This window comes from Pedobacter antarcticus (assembly GCF_900112985.1).
Lineage (GTDB): Bacteria > Bacteroidota > Bacteroidia > Sphingobacteriales > Sphingobacteriaceae > Pedobacter > Pedobacter antarcticus.
Window position 1 is genome coordinate 732,385 of sequence record NZ_FONS01000001.1, and the last position, 18,219, is coordinate 750,603.

Here is an 18,219-nt window from a genome sequence, read left to right on the forward strand (position 1 = left end):
AAGCGCTGCTCATCGGGGTTTTATTTTATCTACTAATTAATCTTGATTTTAATAGAACCTGATTAAATGGAGCTTTTTCAAGCGTATGGTCAGCAGCCAGATCTTTAAGGATCAGACTAATTACATTTTCTGCAATTTCGTCGATAGGCTGATCTACTGCGCTGATCTCGGGACTGTGCAGTTTAAAAATATCGTGATCATCATAAGAAATCACTTTAAAATCTCCATTGAGTGTTTTGTTCAGTTCCTTGAAACAAAAAAGACCGCGAACTGCCAGATAATTGGTAGCGAACAATACAGCATCTATCTCCGCATTTTTGGTGAAGAAATTTTTGAGAAGGCCGGCCGTTTCATCGGGGGTACTACTGAAAGGAATTAACTGATGCAGTTTTTTGGAGGCTTTAATGCCACTATCTTTTAACGCATTCATATAACCCGCATAGCGGTCTTTAATTTGTTGAACATCCACATCTACGGTTACGAATGCAATATTTTTCTTCCCTTGTTTAATGAGGGATTCTACAGCAGCATATGTTCCAGCCGCACAATCAACTAGCACGCTATTGACATCCAACCCCGGCAGACTTCTATCAAATACAACCACCGGTGTATTATTATTTAGTAAATCCTGTATCTCTTCTTCCAGTCCGGTTACCGGGACGATGATATATCCGTCTACCTGCCTGGTTTTAAACATTCTGATGAGTCCTTTTGCTTTTTCCAGATCATTCTCTGTACTCGAGTAAATTATCTTATATCCGTGCTTATAAGCTTTATCCTCAATCAACCTTGCAATTGCAGCGAAAAAAGGGTTGGAAATATCTTCAACAATAAGTCCGATAGTTTTTGTTGTGCCTGTTCGTAAGCTGCGGGCTACCTGGTTAGGTTTAAAACCGAGTTCCTGGATGATTTTTTCTACTTTTAAAATCATCTCCTGGCTTATGCGCATCTTTTCAGCTTTGCCATTTAAGATAAATGACACTGTTGTAATAGAGACATTAGCCTTTTTGGCAATATCCTTTATGGAAAGGGGTTTCATGCTTCGTCGTTTAATTCGAAAGCAAGCTAGAAAAATATTTTTTATAACTGAAACAGTCTCCACTGTCTCTACACGTTTATTTTGATTTTTTTATTCAAAATACGGCAATAAATAAAAAATAGCTTAATAAGTGTTCTTTAGTACGAATACCTGGAGGCATTTCTAACCATTACACAGTTAAGCAAGTTATTTTTATCTCTTTCTGTAATCTTACCAGTCGACGGCATAATTTTCGCAATCATCTGAATTCAACGTTATTCATAATTCAGGATATTAACGTAAATTTGGCTTTCGATTCAAAGACTATGGCATACATTGATTATTATAAAGTTTTGGGTGTTGATAAGTCAGCTTCACAGGATGATATTAAAAAAGCATACCGTAAACTGGCCAGAAAGTATCACCCGGATTTAAATCCTGATGATAAAGAAGCCAATAAGATGTTCCAGCAGGTAAATGAGGCTAATGAAGTGCTAAATGATCCTGAAAAGCGTAAGAAATACGATGAATATGGGGAGAACTGGAAACATGCTGACCAGTTCCAGCAATCAGGCCAGCCTGGCAGGGGTAACCCTTTCGGCGGCGGTTTTGGTGGTGGTGGTGGATATGGCGGAGGAGGAGGAAACTTCGGTGGCGGTGACTTCTCAGACTTTTTTGAGTCTATGTTCGGTGGCGGCGGCGCGCGGCAAAGTAGAAACAGCGCACGTTTTAAAGGTCAGGATCTGCAGGCTGAACTGAAAATATCTTTCATGGATGCTGCTGAAACCCATAAAAAAACGGTGACAGTTAATGGTAAGAGCCTGAGAATCACAATTCCCGGCGGAATCGCTTCCGGTCAGGTAATTAAGCTTAAAGGCCAGGGAAGTCCCGGAGCCAATGGCGGGCCGGACGGAGATCTGTTAATTACCATTACCATCGCCGAAGACAACCGGTTTCATCGTGTCGGTGATGACCTGTTCCTAAATAAAGAAATAGATCTTTTCCTTGCTGTATTAGGCGGTGAGGTTACTGTAGATACTCTAACCAGTAAGGTGAAATTAAAAATACCTGCAGGTACCCAAAATGGCACTAAAGTACGGCTAAAAGGCAAAGGTTTCCCTGTATATAAAAAAGAAGGTGAATTCGGAAACCTTTTTGTGACATATACGGTTAAGATACCAAGTAACCTGAATGAAAAACAAGAGGCCCTCTTTAAAGAATTACAGGCTATATCAGGTTAATAAAACACGTTAGCTATGGAAACAGAACTGATAACCATAAATGATTACTGTACACATTATGCTGTACCTAAAACATTCATTGAAGCATTAGAAGACTCCGGCTTAGTGGTACTGACTACCAGAAACGGTCAAAAATATCTGCATTATGAACAATTAGTGGAAATGGATAGATTTATCCATTTCCACTATGATCTTCAGATTAATATAGAAGGCATCGATGCAATTGTACATCTGCTGCAAAAAGTAAAGCAAATGCAGTCGGAAATTTCAAAGCTTAAAAATCATATTTATGTTCAGGAGCATTTTCCCGATTTCAGACATCAGGTGAAGCATTAATCTGGTACTCCATTTGTCTGCCCTGCGCAACTGCAATTATATTCTCTGCAGCAAGTCGGGACATCGCTGTTCTTGTTTTCAAAGTAGCTGAACCAACATGTGGCAATATAGCAACTCTGGGCATGTCGAGTAGTGGGTTATCTGCTTCCATTGGTTCAGGACTCGTAACATCCAGCCCTGCACCCCACATTATTCCTTTCTCAAGTGCAGTTTTCAGATCTGTTTCTACATGTATGGAACCTCTGGCAGTATTCACAAAAATAGACGTGGGTTTCATCTGTTTAAAAGCACTTTCATCAAATTTGTGTCTGGTTTGCGGTGTTAGATCAGTATGAACGCTTAGCACATCGCTATGTTGAAGAAGTTCTTCGAAACTAACGTATTTTGCATCCAGTTCCTTTTCGGCCTGTTCATTTGGTTTACGATTATGATAGATAACGTTCATACCGAAAGCACCACGACACTTTCTTGCCATCTCAAAACCGATTTTACCAAGACCGAATATTCCAAGTGTCAACCCACTGAGATCCTGGCCCAGGTTCGCTGTTGGCTCAAAAAAACCCCACTCACCACGTCCAATTGTTTTATGCATATAAAAAGCATTTCTTGCAACAGACTGCATCAGCAAAAAAGCAGTGTCTGCCGTAGACTCACTTAAAACACCCGGGGTATTTCCAACAGGAATTCCCAACCTGGTTGCGGCAGCTATATCTACATTATCATATCCAACGGAATGCAGAGCAATAGCTTTCAAGTGTGAACAGGCATCCATAAACTCTTCGTTTAATGCTTGTCCAGCACTTATCAGCGCGTCTGCGTTGCCACAGGCACTGATTAATTCACCCTGGCTCAACTTTCTTTTTTCAGCCCATACTTCAACTTCTAAACCGGCATCTTTCAATAACTGCAAACCAGCGTCTGCAATTCTTCTGGTAACAAATACTCTCATCTGATCTAATTTTTAGCGTATTGAAGCAATTCAGCATAATTTACGCTGAATTGATCAAATATACTCCTGAAATCCTTATCCCCCTATTTACTTAAAAAATTCGAACGGATTGTATCCCATACTTCCTTCCCATCCCCTTTCAGCGTTTGCTTTAACATATAAATTCCAAATCCCTTAGCCTGCTCCAAATCTATTTTAGGTGGCATGGAAAGTTCAGTCTGATTGACTACTACATCAAGAACTACCGGACCTGGATGTGCCAGTGCAGCTGCAACAGCGGCCTCTAGATCTTCGGCTTTCTCCACCCTGATTCCCCGGATTCCGATCGCTTCTGCCATTTTCGCGAAATCTGGATTCTTTAAATCTGTTCCAAATGGTGGCATGCCAATTACTTTCATTTCCATGGCAACAAAACCTAATGAGCTATTATTATAGATAACGAGTTTTACAGGAAGATCATATTGATGGATAGTGAGGATATCACCCATCATCATTGCAAAACCACCATCACCTGATAAGGAAATGACCTGTCTGTTCAAGTCAGTTAGCTGGGCACCGATTGCCTGTGGCATTGCACTAGCCATGGAACCGTGATTGAAAGAACCAATAAGCCTCCTTCCGGCTGTCATATCGATATATCTGGCTGCCCATACAGATGGTGTACCTACATCTGCAGTAAAAACGGCATTTGTACTGGCCTGTTCACTTAACAATCTTGTCAAATATTCCGGATGAATAGCCTCTCCTTCAACAGCCTGTGCATGTTTCATCAGATTCTTACGGTTGTCCTGATATCTCTCCTGACTTTTATGAAGAAAACTGCTGTCCTGAGCATGGTCAATCAATGGTAACAAGGCTTCAAGTGTTTCTTTAACTGAACCGACCAGACCCATCTCGAGCTTACATCTTCTGCCCAGTCTTTCCGGGCGTATATCCAACTGTACAATTTTAGCTTTAGGTGGATACCATTCTTTATATGGAAAATCTGTTCCCAACATAATGAGCAGTTCACAGTCTTCGACAGCCTGATAACCAGAAGTAAGCCCGATTAAACCAGTCATTCCTACATCGTAAGGGTTATCGTACTGCACATGTTCTTTACCGCGCAGCGCATGGACGATCGGCGATTTAACTGCCGCTGCCAGACTTAATAATTCCTGATGGGCACCAGCACAGCCTGCACCGCATAATAAGGTTATTTTTTTATGCTGATTAATTAATGCAGCGAGTTTCCTGAGATCGTCATCTGCTGGTCTGATAACTGGTTTATTATGGAAGATTTGATGTTCAAGCTGATCAGAAGGTGCCTTTTCCATAGCGACATCACCGGAGATGCTGACTACGGCTACACCAGATTGCCCAACTGCATGCTGCATAGCGATCTGAAGCACTCTTGGCATCTGTCTTGCAGAAGCGATAGTTTCGCAATAATAGCTGCATTCCCGGAAAAGGGATTCCGGTCTTGTTTCTTGAAAATAGGCTGTCCCTATCTGTTCACTCGGAATATGCGCCGCAATAGCCAGTACCGGTGCATTACTACGATGTGCATCATATAAGCCATTAATCAGGTGCATATTACCCGGGCCGCAGCTACCGGCACAGACCGCCAGTTTACCAGTAATCTGTGCTTCTGCTCCCGCCGCAAAGGCGGCAGCTTCCTCATGCCGGTAATGTACCCACTTAATGGTTTTTGATTGTCTGATTTCTTCTACAATACCGTTTAAAGAGTCGCCTACGACACCATGAACGGCTGTAACTCCTGCCTGCTCTAAAATTTCAACGAATTGAGCTGCTACTGTCTTTGTCATAAATCTGAACTTTAAAAAAAAGCCGCCCGAAGGGGGCGGCTTCATAGGTGGTTATTAAGATTTTTTAACTACTTTATTATATCGCTGTTCTACTTCTTCCCAGTTGACAACGGTCCACCAGGCAGTAATGTAGTCAGGGCGTTTATTTTGATATTTAAGATAATAAGCGTGCTCCCATACATCTAAAGCAAGTATTGGAGTACCTTTCTCTTTCACCACATCCATTAAAGGATTATCCTGATTAGGCGTGGTGGAAATTTTCAACTTACCATTCTGAACTATAAGCCATGCCCAGCCAGAACCAAAACGTTTTGCGGCACTGTCTGCAAATGCAGCTTTGAATTTATCAAGGGAACCAAAAGTCTGGTCTATTTCTTTTAGAAAAGCAGCTGAAGGCGCTTTAGGTTTTGCACCCATTACCTGCCAGAACATTGTATGATTATAATGTCCACCTGCATTATTACGTATGGCCGCAGGATAAGAAGACACAGAGGCTAAAATGTCGGCGAGAGACTTGCCCTCTGCTGCACTACCTTTTACCGCTGCATTCAGATTATTAACGTAACCCTGATGATGTTTGGTGTAGTGAATCTCCATGGTTTCCTTGTCGATAGCAGGTTCCAGGGCATTATAAGCATAAGGCAGAGGTGCCAGCTTAAATTGTGCACTCACACTATGGGAGGCTGTGAGCAGTAAAATTACGGGGATGATATTTTTGAATAGCTTCATGGGGGTTTTATTAATTTTAATAATAAAACCCCCTGCTATATATTTTGTTTGCATGAACCTGTATTAAAGGGTTCATGACTGACAGAATTCAAATTATGCTATTTGCCTTTATACTCTTCCAATAAAATATCCATGTCTTTCATCAATTGATCAACTTGTGCATCTACTGTTCCATCATATGCTCCGCGGATACGTTTCTCCCTGTCTACGAGCACAAGGTAACCTTGATGGATATAACCTCCGGGAGCAGCTTTATCTTCTCCTACAGTCACCAGATAATGTTTTTCAGCGATATTATAAACCGAATCCCGTACGCCCCAAAGAAATTCCCATTGCGTTCCTTGTACACCGAGTTTACTGGCATAGGTTTTCATCCGGGAAGGGGTGTCATATTTATAGTCAATCGTGTGAGATACGAGTTTTACACCTGGGTTTCCTTCGTACTTTTTATAGATCTTTAAAAGGTTCCGGTGCATGATCGGACAGATTGTCGGACAAGATGTAAAGAAGAAATCTGCTACATATATAGCTTTATCAAAATCTTTTCCGGTGACTTCCGTACTGTCCTGATTCAGAAACTTAAAATCAGGAATAGATCTGTATGTTGTGTCGGTGCCTGTAATTTCCTGTTGCAAATAAGGCAAACGTTTCTGTTCCTGCTGGCAACTTGTTAAAAATGCAACAAGAAGTCCCAGGTATATTAGGTTTTTTATCATCATTCTCTGAAAGCAGATAAATAAGAGTTTGACGCGGATATCTCTGCCTTATAAAGACTGTCGATCCGGTTGATCTTAATATTTTCCGCTTTGAAATAGGCCGCAGCTTCTTCATTTGATTTCTGCTCAATATCTGGCTCAAACTGATGCATCCAATCATTCATTAGTTCTTCCGCCGCCTTAAGCCGGGCTACCTTTTCTTCCATCAGTACTTTTTCGCGTGCAATGTCCAGCGTAGGGAAACGTTGTTTTAAAGCGCCCAGATTCTGTAAAAGGGAATCGATAGCCATCTGATTCTTCACCACTATACCATGGTCAGCCATAACCAGATCATGAGTTTTCATTACCTGGTCACGTTCAGCCTTGTAATCTACCGGCTGACTGCAGGAAAACATTATTCCAACTATGGAAGCAGCTATAATCAGTTTTTTCATCTCTATTTTCTTAATTTACCCCATTTCAGGTAGCTGGCTCCCCAGGAGAATCCTGCGCCGAAAGCTGTCAGTAATAAGGTGTCATTTTCTTTAAAGTCTTTCTGGAACTCCCACATACACAAAGGAATAGTTGCAGCGGTTGTATTACCATAACGCTGAATATTAACTTTAACCTGATCTTCGCGCAGGCCGAGCTTATCTCCTACTGCATGTATGATTCGTAAATTTGCCTGATGCGGGATCAGCCAGTTTACATCGGCTGTATCCAGACCATTTCTTTCCAGTACTTCTGTACAGGTCTGAGTCATTCCTTCAATAGCAGCCTTGAAAACAATTCTGCCGTTTTGTGAAATATAATTGAGTTTTTGATTCAGTGTCTCCGGCGAAGAAGGGTGTAACGATCCACCGGCGGTAACGATCAGGTGTTCTTTTCCGGAACCATCTGTTTTAAATACATTGTCTATCAGACCGACTTCTTCTTCAGTTTGTTCCAGCAATACTGCTCCTGCACCATCGCCAAAAAGAATACAGGTATTCCTGTCTTCATAGTTTACAATCGTGCTGTTCGCATCTGCACCTATTACAATTACATTTTTGTAGCGGTCACTTTCGATTAAACTTGCGCCCAGAGTCAGTGCATACAGAAAACCACTGCATGCTGAATTGGAATCAACGCCCCATGCTTTGGTCAGGCCGGCTTTCTCACAAACAATACTAGCTGTGGAGACCATAATATAATCAGGTGTTGCAGTTGCGACTATAACGCACTCTATTTCTTCCGGATTTACATGGTTATCTTCGAGCAGGCGTTTTACTGCAAGCGTAGCCAGGTCAGAAGTGGCTAAAGAATCATCATTCAATATCCTTCTTTCCTGAATTCCCGTACGTGAAATAATCCATTCGTTATTGGTATCCACCATTTTTTCCAGATCGTGGTTTGATAGTATAGTCTCCGGTACATATCCACCCAAAGCTGTGATGACAGCATTATATCTCTTTCTCATTTAAGCATTAAATTCTGCGCACAAAACTAAGAAATATTTACAGGTACGTTACACTTTATTTTAAGAGTAGTGTACCTTTGCAGGCATATTCTTACAATTATGAACAATCCATTACATTTCTTTTCTGCTTTACTACTTGGTACCGTGTTATTAACGGCTTCCTGTAAAGAAGAACGAAAGTTGCCCATTTATGGTGTCAGAGATACAAAAGAAGTTGCAAAAGCAGACGGATTTACCGTAGACACTATTTACCAGACTATTCCTGACTTTAAATTTTTGAATCAGGATAGTGTAATGATAACCAATGATCAGTTCAAGGATAAAATATACGTTGCAGATTTCTTTTTCACATCCTGCACCAGTATCTGCCCGATTATGCATAAGAATATGAAAACTTTATTTCAGGATTTTAAAAGCAATCCTGACGTGATGTTCCTTTCCCATACTATTGATTTCAAATATGACAAGCCTTCAGTCTTGAAAAAATATGCGCAGAAGCTGGATGTATACGATCCTAAATGGCAGTTTGTCTACGGCCCAAAGGACAGTATTTATACAATAGCGGAAAAAAGTTATCTCGTCGCCGTTCAGGTTGACAGCAATGACCGTGAAGGCTATGTCCACCAGGGATTTCTGGTTCTGATCGATAAAGACAGAAGAATCAGAGGTGCTTATGACGGTACAAATCCGGAGCAGGTGGAACAATTGCGTAAGGATATTCCTGTACTGCTGGATGAATACAAGAAATAAATCATGCGTAAACTTACAATCCTTTTTTTAACTATCCTGATTTTTTCCGGCATGTTTTACTCTTGCCAGACTGCTGAAACAATTCAGCAGGACGCTTACTATGTCAATGGCAGAGATCTTTATATCAACCATTGCCAGAATTGTCATGGGACTAAAGGTGAAGGCCTGGGCGAATTGATTCCCCCGCTGACAGACAGCGTTTTCATGAAAACCAATAAACAGAAATTGGCCTGTTATATTAAAAACGGAGTCTCAGAAAAACTTACTGTCCACGGAAAAGTATATGAGGGCAAGATGGAGCCGCTAAACCTGGCTACTATTGATCTGGCACAGGTTATCGTATATATTACCAATGGCTTCGGCCATCAACAGGGCATGTATACCACCGAACAGGTTACTACTGACCTGGGGAACTGTAAATAGCCATTTTTTTATATCTTTGCCCAAAATGCAAGCCGTTCTATCGCTGTAAGTAATGCTTTGCAACTTAAAGAGGAAAGTCCGGGCAACACAGAGCATCCCGCTTCCTAACGGGAAGAGGTTTAGGAATGAATACCTGAATTATGGAAAGTGCCGCAGAAAATGAACCGCCGATGGCTTAGGCACAGGTAAGGTTGAAAACGTGAGGTAAGAGCTCACGATTTTTCCGGGTGACCGGAGATCTGGTAAACCCCGGGAGTTGAAAGACCAAATAGGCTGACGTATGTAGGGCTGCTCGTCCGATGTCAGTGGGTAGGTCGTTAGAGATAAATGGCGACATTTATAGTAGATTAATGGTAGAAGCCTTAGCAATAAGGTACAGAACCCGGCTTACAGGCTTGCATTTTTTAATTTATTTCCTTATTATTTGACATTTCTGAATATATTCGTTTTCGGACACACCTGGATAACCCTATGGCAAAACTACTAATCATTGATGATGAGCGCGCGATCAGAAGTACACTGAGAGAAATACTGGAATATGAAAACTACGAAGTAGAAGATATAGACAATGGTGTAGATGGCTTAGACCTGATCAAGAAAAAGAAATTCGATCTGGTACTCTGTGATATCAAGATGAACAAAATGGATGGTATGGAAGTGCTGGAACAGGCACTTGCCCACAGTCCGGACCTACCGTTTATCATGATCTCTGGTCATGGTACTGTGGAAACAGCAATTGAAGCCAGTAAAAAAGGAGCCTTCGACTTTATCTCCAAACCACCGGATCTGAACAGGTTACTGATTACAGTACGCAACGCACTGGATCGTGGTAACCTGGTTACGGAAACCAAAGTACTGAAAAGAAAAGCGAGTAAAACACGTCATATACTCGGCAGCTCGGAAAATATCAATAAAATAAAAGAGACTATTGAACGTGTTGCCCCTACAGAAGCCCGGGTGTTGATTACAGGTGCAAATGGTAGTGGAAAAGAACTTGTAGCCCGCTGGCTGCATGAGAAGTCGCAACGAAGTGAAAGTCCGCTTATTGAAGTGAATTGTGCAGCGATTCCGTCGGAATTAATTGAAAGTGAATTATTTGGCCATGAGAAAGGCTCTTTCACTTCAGCCGTAAAACAGAGGATCGGTAAATTTGAACTGGCTAATGGTGGAACACTTTTTCTTGATGAGATTGGTGACATGAGCCTCTCTGCACAAGCAAAAGTACTTCGTGCGTTGCAGGAACACAAGATAACCCGCGTAGGTGGAGAGAAAGAACTGGAAGTAAATGTTCGGGTACTTGCAGCAACAAACAAAGACCTGATGAAGGAAATTGAAGACGGAAACTTCCGTATGGATCTTTACCACAGGCTTAATGTAATTAATATACATGTACCTCATCTAACCGAACGCCGCGAGGATATTCCGGAGATCGCACTCAGCTTCCTGGAAGACATCTGTAAAGATTATGGTATGCCAGTTAAAAAGATCAGTGATGCCGGTATGGTTGCTTTACAAAATTTACCATGGACAGGAAACGTACGTGAGTTGCATAATATGATCGAAAGGCTGATCATCTTAAGTGATAAGATCATTACTGAATATGAAGTTACTGCATTTGCCAATCCAGGTGGTGGTACGAATATCGGCGCCGCAGGAAGTCAGAGCAATAACATTCAGATTACAGCTGCTACGCCTGATTATGACAGCTTCAACAACTTCCAGGATTATAAGGATCATGCAGAAAGAGAGTATATTAAATTCAAACTGGAGAAGAACAACTGGAATGTATCAAAAACAGCAGATGATATCGATATCCAGCGTAGTCACCTATACAGTAAAATAGAGAAGTTCGGCCTCAAAAGGGTTACCGAATAATTATAAATTTCCCTGAAGGGAATACTAAACAAAAAAGCGTTTCCGGATATCCGGAAACGCTTTTTTGTTTTTATCTTTCTTATTCCATATAATCGGCCTGTCTGCTGAGCAGCGCCCTGTATTTGTTAAAGATCGCTGTCTTGGAAACAAATCCTACAAACTCTTCCCGTTCATCGATTACCGGTAGCAACCAGGCATTTTCCTTTTCCATTTTTTTAAGAACCGTCTTCATCGGATCTCTCATGTAGATCACATCTGGTGCTGTTTGCATTAACTCCTTAACGCTCAAACCAGAACTGGCGGGGTTATTAATGGCTTTCTTCAACACGTCTTCAACAGAGATCATTCCACGAAAAGTTTTATCCTGGGCAATAACAGGGAATAAATTTCTTTTAGACTGCAAAATCTCCGGCAAACGTTCTGAGATCAGCTCATCTTCATACAGGACAACATAATCCTTTTCAACAAGATATTTCAGCTTCATCATATGCAGCACCAGCGTATCCTTGTCTTCATGGGACATTAGTTCGCCGCTTTCACCTAAAGCCTGCGTGTAGATAGAATATTTACTCTTACTCCGGTTAATCAGATAAGCAATTGCCGAGGTGATCATTAAAGGTACCATCAGCACATAACCACCAGTAATTTCTGCAATCAGGAATATACCAGTTAATGGTGCATGCATAATTGCACTTAAAGATGCAGCCATGCCGGCAACAATGAAATTAGCCACGTTTACATGTGCAATACCCAAGGTATTAATGGTAAAGGCCATTACAAATCCGATCAGACCACCCATAATTAAACTGGGTGCAAATGTACCTCCATTACCTCCCGCAGATAAAGTAATTAAAGTAGCTGCTGATTTCGCAAATACAGTGATAATCGTGAAACCAATAATAACGGCAGGCATATTACTGTAAGAAGCGAATATACTGTTGGTGATCACTGAACTGTAATTACCCCCCAGCAGATTCTTGATAGTTATATAACCCTCCCCGTATAATGTTGGAAACAGAAAAACCATAATCCCGAGTAGTGCACCACCAACAATAACTTTCGTATAAGGATTCTTGATCTTATAGAACGATGTTTTCACAAAGTAGTTTATCTTACTGAAGTAGATGGAAAACAAGCCAATCAGAACAGCCAGCAGTACATACCAGATTAATGCATTAAACTGCCACCCTTCAGTGACCAGGAAAAACAGTTGTTCGTTGTAGAAGAACCTCGCTACCACCGCAGCCGTAGCTGATGCCAGCAGTAAAGGAATAAATGCAGGTATGGTAAATTCAGGCAGCAAAATCTCAATTGCAAATACGATCCCTGCAATGGGACTATTAAATGCACCCGCGATTCCGGCAGCAGCTCCACAGGCAAGCAACATAGTCGTTTCCCTGTAGGATAAACCTAAAAACCTCCCGACTGCGGAACCAATTCCGCCGCCGCTGGTAACTATAGGTGCCTCCAAACCGGTAGACCCTCCAAAACCAACAGTGAGCGCTGCAGTAATAATCTGAGAATAGATATTATGTGGCTCTACCCTACTTGATTTTTGGGAAATTGTATAGATGAGAGGAGTCAGCCCTGTTTCAAACTTCCCCTTCCGGATAAATCTGCGCACATACATAACAGATAGCAGAATTCCGATAAAAGGGAAGATGATAAAGAGATAATACTTGTATTCCCAGTGAAAACCATCCTGCAGGAAGTCTTCGATATGATGGGTAATGGATTTTAGTAATGCAGCGGCAAGACCGGCAAGGACCCCCACAACCAGTGCGGCTAAGACAAGGAAATTCCTGTTGGAAATCTTCGTTTTCCGGTAATGATTAATAGCATCCAGATAATTAACCAGTTTGGCGTACATAAGCTAATTCTTAAGAATCAAATTTATCCAACAACTTAATCAGCGTTGCGTAGTCTTTTGGATAAGGTGCATCAATAACAATCTCCTTTTCATCCAGACCTTTAAATACAAGGTGGCGTGCATGTAAAGCAAATCGCTTCATGATAGGCTGTTCCTCATCGTCTTTAGCAATTCTGTACCCTTTTTTTATTGCAGAAAGGAAAACAGGTTTACCTCGGTAAAGGGAATCACCACAGATTGCCGCACGCTGGGTCGCCAGGTGAATACGAATCTGGTGCATACGGCCGGTAATCGGTTTGCATTCCACCAATGTATAATGTTTATAGAATTTAATGGAGTTGAAAATAGTCTCCGCCCGTTTACCCTCTTTGCGGTCAATCGTAACACTGCGGTTCCCGTCGTTGAGAATTGGCAGATCGATAAACAGCTCTTTGAAAGTAACCAAACCATCTACAACAGCGTGATAGGTTTTATTAACCCTGCGTTTCTCGAACTGCATAGATACCGAACGGTACGCTTCAGGTGTCTTGGCAATAATAATTGCACCGGAAGTCTCTTTGTCGAGACGGTGGCACACCTGCGCATCGGGCGAGTATTGTCTGGCGAGGCGCAGGATATTAACTTCGCCTGAACCGCCACGTTCATCCAGCGAAGCAACGAATGGCGGTTTGTTTACAACGATATGATGATCGTCTTCAAATAGGATCAGGTCTTTAAAGGAAGGATATTTCAATGGTGTCGATTTATAAAACTATACAAAAGTACAATTTCATCCTTTAGCATCGGACATCAGATTGCAATTGATTACGAAAGTTCAAATTTATAGCCCACTCCTTTGACAGTCGCTACATAATTTTCGCCAAGTTTCTCTCTTAGCTTACGAATATGCACGTCTATTGTCCGGTTGGTTACTACTACTGAATCTTCCCATATATTCTTGAGGATCGATTCTCTGGTATAAACCTTTCCAGGTCTTGAAGCCAGCAGATATAACAATTCAAATTCTTTTTTCGCCAGTACTACTTTTTCTCCTGCCTGAAAAACAAGGTAAGCTTCCCTGTCGATAACCAGATCACCAATTTCCACCTTATTATCTGAGACTTCGTCCTGACTGCTATTTCTTCTCAGAATAGCATTGATTCTGCTAACAAGCGCTCTTGGTTTAATCGGTTTCGCTATATAATCATCTGCACCTACATTAAATCCTGCAATTTCTGAATACTCCTCACTTCTTGCCGTCAGAAATACCATAAACGTATTTTTGAACTCCGGAATAGCACGCATTAATCTGCAGGCTTCAATTCCGTCCATCCTCGGCATCATAATATCCAGAATGATTAAATCAGGGTGTACTTTCTTGGCTACTGTAATTCCGTCCTGCCCGTTACTGGCCAGGAAAACCTGATAGCCTTCTTTTTTCAGATTGTATTCAATTAGTTCCAGGATATCTGGTTCATCATCTACAATCAGGATCTTTTGTTTTACGGCGCTCATGTCTTTAAATATTTGTTACGAAATTAAGTAATCAGTTACAATATAAAGTTAAAGTCAGGTTAACAAATTGTTAAGTATAGCATTAGGTTAACCTGAATTTAGGATTAGCGTAAAGTTTTGCTTAAGAATTCGACTAATTGGTCAGCCCTTAAATTTTTAGCGACGATTTTTCCTGAAGGATCTAACAGAAAACTACTTGGAATAGCGTCAATCTGATATAATCTAACTGTAGGGCTGTCGAAATCTTTTAATTCGCTTAGCTGAGTCCAGTTCAATCCATCAGCGATTACGGCCTGTTTCCAGGCAGCCGGGTCTTTATCTAATGAAACACCTACTACAGTGAAGTTCTTGTCTTTAAACTGCTGATACGCTTTAACCAGGTTTGGGTTTTCCATTCTACAAGGCTGGCACCATGATGCCCAAAAGTCTAATAGCACATATTTACCTCTAAACTCAGAAAGCTTCGCAGGTTTTCCCTCCATGCTGTTCATGGTAAAGTCTGGCGCAACCTGTCCAACCTGAACAGCTTTCAATTTAGTCATGCGTACCAGAAATTCAGTGACAGCAGCATTATTATTGAATTTACTTTTTATTTTATCCGCATAAGCGATCAGCTCCTGCTCATAATCTCCCGGATTAAGTGAGTTGATTGCATAAAAACCTGCAAGCGAGTTGGTATTATCTGTAGCAAATTTCAAAATATAATCTACCAGGCCTTCATTTTCTTTAATCAGCGCAGGACGCATCTGATTTACTATTGCCTCACGATTATGTGGCTGACTAGCTACCGTCTGCTCAAATTGCTCCTGAATAGCGGCAATCTTAGCCGTATACCTATTTTTATTTTTATTAAGTTCTTCTAGTTTATCTGCTTCTTCTGCACCCGAAAGCTGGTAAACTAAGGTCGGATCGGCCAGATCCGCTGACAGCTGTATCTTATCACCGTTTTTGGCAATTAACATATATTCGCTGTTGTCTATCTTAACCCTGAAAAAGTCTACATCTGGCGTACTTCTGGTAAATCTGAATTCTCCTTTATCTGAAAGCACGGTAGAATCTACGGGTGTTTCACTGTTTTTATCTACACCAAATAGATAAACCTTTGTTTTTGGCTGAGCATTTGTAAATTTTCCGCTGATCTCAAATTTACTTTCATCCTTGCAGGCCATGCCCAGCAAACTGATGAATAAGATAAAACTTAAGCTTTTCCAGTGATTTAAAATTGTTGATTTCATTATGTGATTGTTTTACTATCAGTTTTTGTTTCTAAAATATGCTTTTGCCCAGGACCGTTCAAATTTATATGGCTTGCAGGCCCCCATTCTCTGTAATATGAAATTGTGATTACTGAAATCGGCTAAACTGGTCCCCTCTGCCGCTGTTTATTTTAATTTTTCCTGTAATAATTGATTCAATTGCTGTGGATCTGCTTTACCGTTTGCCATTTTCATCACTTCTCCTACGAAAAGGCCAAGGACTCCTTTTTTGCCCTTTTTGTAAGCTGCTGCCTGCGCCGCATATTTTTCCAGTACCTGGTCGGCAAATCCAGAAAGTTCAGTTGTATTATCTTCCAGAAAAAGATTTAGCTTTTCGGCAATTTCAGCCACCCCGTGTTCCGGATGCTGCTGCAATTCTGGTAACAACTGGTGTAAAGCTGCATGCTGATTTATTTTACGGGATTCTACCAGAGTAATTACCTCTGACAGTGCTAAAGGTTTAACCTGATAAGCTCCGATGGTCAGGTGCTGTTCATTTAACAATGCCCTTACCGGCCCGCTTAACCAGTTTATTAAAGTTTTAGGTGCAGACACTCCTGGCAAAGCGTCCTGGAAGTATTGCATCAGTTCCTTGTCTTCTGCAAATATGGTAGCCTCCGCTGCCGATATGCCGTATTGCTGTTGCAATGCTGCACTGATAGCGGCAGGTAAAAGGGGCATTGCCGCCTTCATTTGGGCCAGCCATTCATCACTAATATAGATGGGCGGAAGATCCGGATCAGGAAAATAACGATAATCGTTTGCTTCTTCTTTTGTTCGCATCGGCGCTGTAGTGCCTTGTTCTGCATCAAAAGTTAAAGTGCTTTGCTGTATTACGCCGCCGGCTGCAATGAGTTCTCTCTGCCTGTTGAACTCAAAATCCATTGCTCTGCGGACATTTCGGATGGAATTGAGGTTTTTCACCTCACAACGTGTACCATATGTACTGCTTCCTATTTCCCTGATGGAGATATTAGCATCGCAACGTAAACTCCCTTCTTCCATATTACCGTCACTTACTTCCAGATGTCTTACGAGCTTACGCATCTCTGTTAATAATACCGATGCCTCTTCTGCCGAACGGATATCAGGTTCGGTGACTATTTCAATCAGAGGAACCCCTGCCCTGTTTAGATCGACGAATGAATACTGATCATGCTGATCATGCATACTCTTCCCCGCGTCCTCCTCCATATGAATCCTGTTGATTCCGATCCTTTTTACGCTGCCATCCTGAAGAGTCAGATCAATAAATCCATTCTGGCAAACGGGTAATTTATCCTGCGTAATCTGATAGCCTTTAGGCAGGTCGGCATAAAAATAATTCTTACGGTCAAAAAAATTAGTCTGATTAATATGGCAGTTTAAAGCAAGGCCCATTCGGACAGCTTTAGCTACTACCTCTTTGTTTAATTTTGGAAGTGCACCCGGCAATGCCAGGGAAACCGGAGAGATATGTGCATTAGGTCCGGCACCAAAAGCTGCACTGTCTGAAGAAAATATTTTTGTATTTGTATTTAGCTGAACATGTATCTCTAATCCTGATACCAGTTCGAATGTAGTGTCAGGCGCTGCAGTATGCTTAATCATTGATCGCTGATAATTATAAAAAACCCTTAATAAATCAAACAAATATAACCAAATAAGTTAACCAGCAGGTTTACAGGGGGGAATAATAATTATGGCATAAACTTTGAACAGGCTTGATTACACACAATCTGAAACTTAAATTAAATCTGATGAAAAAATTACTTTTAGTCGCTGTACTTGGATTGATTTCCCTGGCAGCTCAACCAGCTAAAGCACAGGTTAACGTCAGTGTAAACATCGGCTCACAACCCCAATGGGGGCCCCGGGGTTACGACTACGTAGATTATTATTATCTCCCTGACATCCAAAGTTATTACTATGTGCCTACCCGGCAGTTTGTTTACCGGAGTGGAAACAGATGGATACATGCTAAACGACTGCCATCAAGATACCGCAATTACGATCTTTACAACGGCAGGGCAATCGTTATAAATTCTCCGAGACCTTGGGTAAACCACAATACATACCGGACCAGGTATGTGAATAATTATTATACGGTGAGACCTAACCGCGTAGTTTACACCGAGCGTCACGATAGAAATTATAACCAGCGTTACCGTAATAACGGACGCGGTAATGGTTCTGACTATCGCAAATATGAAAAGAAGAATAAAGGACACAAAGATCATGGACGTGGAAGAGACCACGGCCGCGGACACAGGGACAGACACTAAAGAATAAATATTAAAGCAACCAAAATACATTTAAATGTTATTTACAATTCTG

At 41.3% G+C, this 18,219-nt stretch carries 18 protein-coding genes and 1 other RNA gene; 7 read left to right on the forward strand and 12 right to left on the reverse strand.

Going from position 1 to position 18,219, the window contains the following annotated elements; all coding sequences use genetic code 11:
- Positions 1–25: 25 nt before the first annotated feature.
- Complete coding sequence (locus BM192_RS03145; protein WP_037443370.1) at positions 26–1,039, reverse strand: LacI family DNA-binding transcriptional regulator; 1,014 nt, start codon at positions 1,037–1,039, stop codon at positions 26–28.
- 305 nt (positions 1,040–1,344) lie between these two features.
- On the opposite strand from BM192_RS03145, the gene BM192_RS03150 reads away from it, so the two are divergent.
- A complete protein-coding gene (locus BM192_RS03150; protein ID WP_037443368.1) occupies positions 1,345–2,259 on the forward strand; it encodes a DnaJ C-terminal domain-containing protein in 915 nt (304 codons plus the stop codon).
- Between the two features lie 15 nt (positions 2,260–2,274).
- Positions 2,275–2,595 (forward strand): chaperone modulator CbpM, encoded by a 321-nt coding sequence (locus BM192_RS03155; protein ID WP_037443365.1) that lies wholly within the window; start codon positions 2,275–2,277, stop codon positions 2,593–2,595.
- On the opposite strand, the gene BM192_RS03160 is transcribed toward BM192_RS03155, so the two are convergent.
- From BM192_RS03160 to BM192_RS03185, 6 genes are all read right to left on the reverse strand, one after another.
- Entirely contained in the window at positions 2,573–3,544 is a 972-nt protein-coding gene (locus BM192_RS03160; protein ID WP_037443363.1) for a 2-hydroxyacid dehydrogenase, read from the reverse strand. The two genes, BM192_RS03155 and BM192_RS03160, sit on opposite strands and share 23 nt — an antisense overlap.
- An 83-nt stretch (positions 3,545–3,627) precedes the next feature.
- Entirely contained in the window at positions 3,628–5,352 is a 1,725-nt protein-coding gene (gene poxB / locus BM192_RS03165; RefSeq protein WP_037443361.1) for a ubiquinone-dependent pyruvate dehydrogenase, read from the reverse strand.
- Between the two features lie 54 nt (positions 5,353–5,406).
- A complete protein-coding gene (locus tag BM192_RS03170; protein ID WP_037443390.1) occupies positions 5,407–6,081 on the reverse strand; it encodes a superoxide dismutase in 675 nt (224 codons plus the stop codon).
- 98 nt (positions 6,082–6,179) lie between these two features.
- Entirely contained in the window at positions 6,180–6,797 is a 618-nt protein-coding gene (locus tag BM192_RS03175) for an SCO family protein (protein ID WP_037443388.1), read from the reverse strand.
- Positions 6,797–7,231, reverse strand: coding sequence for a hypothetical protein (locus tag BM192_RS03180; RefSeq protein ID WP_037443359.1), 435 nt, complete (start codon positions 7,229–7,231; stop codon positions 6,797–6,799). The genes BM192_RS03175 and BM192_RS03180 overlap by 1 nt, the downstream gene beginning before the upstream one ends.
- Before the next feature lie 2 nt (positions 7,232–7,233).
- Positions 7,234–8,235: a beta-ketoacyl-ACP synthase III gene (locus BM192_RS03185; RefSeq protein WP_037443357.1), complete on the reverse strand. Its 1,002-nt coding sequence runs from the start codon at positions 8,233–8,235 to the stop codon at positions 7,234–7,236.
- 99 nt (positions 8,236–8,334) lie between these two features.
- Here BM192_RS03185 and BM192_RS03190 point away from each other — a divergent pair, with 99 nt between their 5' ends.
- The 4 genes from BM192_RS03190 (at position 8,335) to BM192_RS03205 (ending at position 11,283) form a co-directional block, all read left to right on the forward strand.
- A complete protein-coding gene (locus BM192_RS03190; RefSeq protein WP_037443355.1) occupies positions 8,335–8,985 on the forward strand; it encodes an SCO family protein in 651 nt (216 codons plus the stop codon).
- 3 nt (positions 8,986–8,988) lie between these two features.
- On the forward strand, positions 8,989–9,408 hold the full coding sequence (locus BM192_RS03195; RefSeq protein WP_037443353.1) for a c-type cytochrome: 420 nt from the start codon (positions 8,989–8,991) through the stop codon (positions 9,406–9,408).
- A 24-nt stretch (positions 9,409–9,432) separates the two neighbouring features.
- An RNA gene (gene rnpB, locus BM192_RS03200) (RNase P RNA component class A) lies at positions 9,433–9,814 on the forward strand.
- Between the two features lie 65 nt (positions 9,815–9,879).
- Positions 9,880–11,283: a sigma-54-dependent transcriptional regulator gene (locus BM192_RS03205; RefSeq protein ID WP_037443350.1), complete on the forward strand. Its 1,404-nt coding sequence runs from the start codon at positions 9,880–9,882 to the stop codon at positions 11,281–11,283.
- 79 nt (positions 11,284–11,362) lie between these two features.
- Here BM192_RS03205 and BM192_RS03210 read toward each other — a convergent pair whose 3' ends face one another.
- The 5 genes from BM192_RS03210 to gatB all read right to left on the reverse strand — a co-directional run bounded on the left by BM192_RS03210 (position 11,363) and on the right by gatB (position 17,493).
- Entirely contained in the window at positions 11,363–13,153 is a 1,791-nt protein-coding gene (locus BM192_RS03210; RefSeq protein WP_074586058.1) for a chloride channel protein, read from the reverse strand.
- 10 nt (positions 13,154–13,163) lie between these two features.
- Complete coding sequence (locus tag BM192_RS03215) at positions 13,164–13,886, reverse strand: RluA family pseudouridine synthase (protein WP_037440218.1); 723 nt, start codon at positions 13,884–13,886, stop codon at positions 13,164–13,166.
- A 71-nt stretch (positions 13,887–13,957) separates the two neighbouring features.
- Positions 13,958–14,647 carry a response regulator transcription factor gene (locus tag BM192_RS03220; RefSeq protein ID WP_037440220.1) on the reverse strand — a complete coding sequence of 230 codons (690 nt, stop codon included), beginning with the start codon at positions 14,645–14,647 and terminating at the stop codon, positions 13,958–13,960.
- 104 nt (positions 14,648–14,751) lie between these two features.
- A complete protein-coding gene (locus BM192_RS03225; RefSeq protein WP_037440222.1) occupies positions 14,752–15,882 on the reverse strand; it encodes a TlpA disulfide reductase family protein in 1,131 nt (376 codons plus the stop codon).
- 147 nt (positions 15,883–16,029) lie between these two features.
- Entirely contained in the window at positions 16,030–17,493 is a 1,464-nt protein-coding gene (gatB, locus tag BM192_RS03230; RefSeq protein WP_037440224.1) for an Asp-tRNA(Asn)/Glu-tRNA(Gln) amidotransferase subunit GatB, read from the reverse strand.
- Between the two features lie 149 nt (positions 17,494–17,642).
- On the opposite strand from gatB, the gene BM192_RS03235 reads away from it, so the two are divergent.
- A complete protein-coding gene (locus BM192_RS03235; RefSeq protein ID WP_037440422.1) occupies positions 17,643–18,167 on the forward strand; it encodes a hypothetical protein in 525 nt (174 codons plus the stop codon).
- The last annotated feature ends 52 nt before the right edge of the window (positions 18,168–18,219 follow it).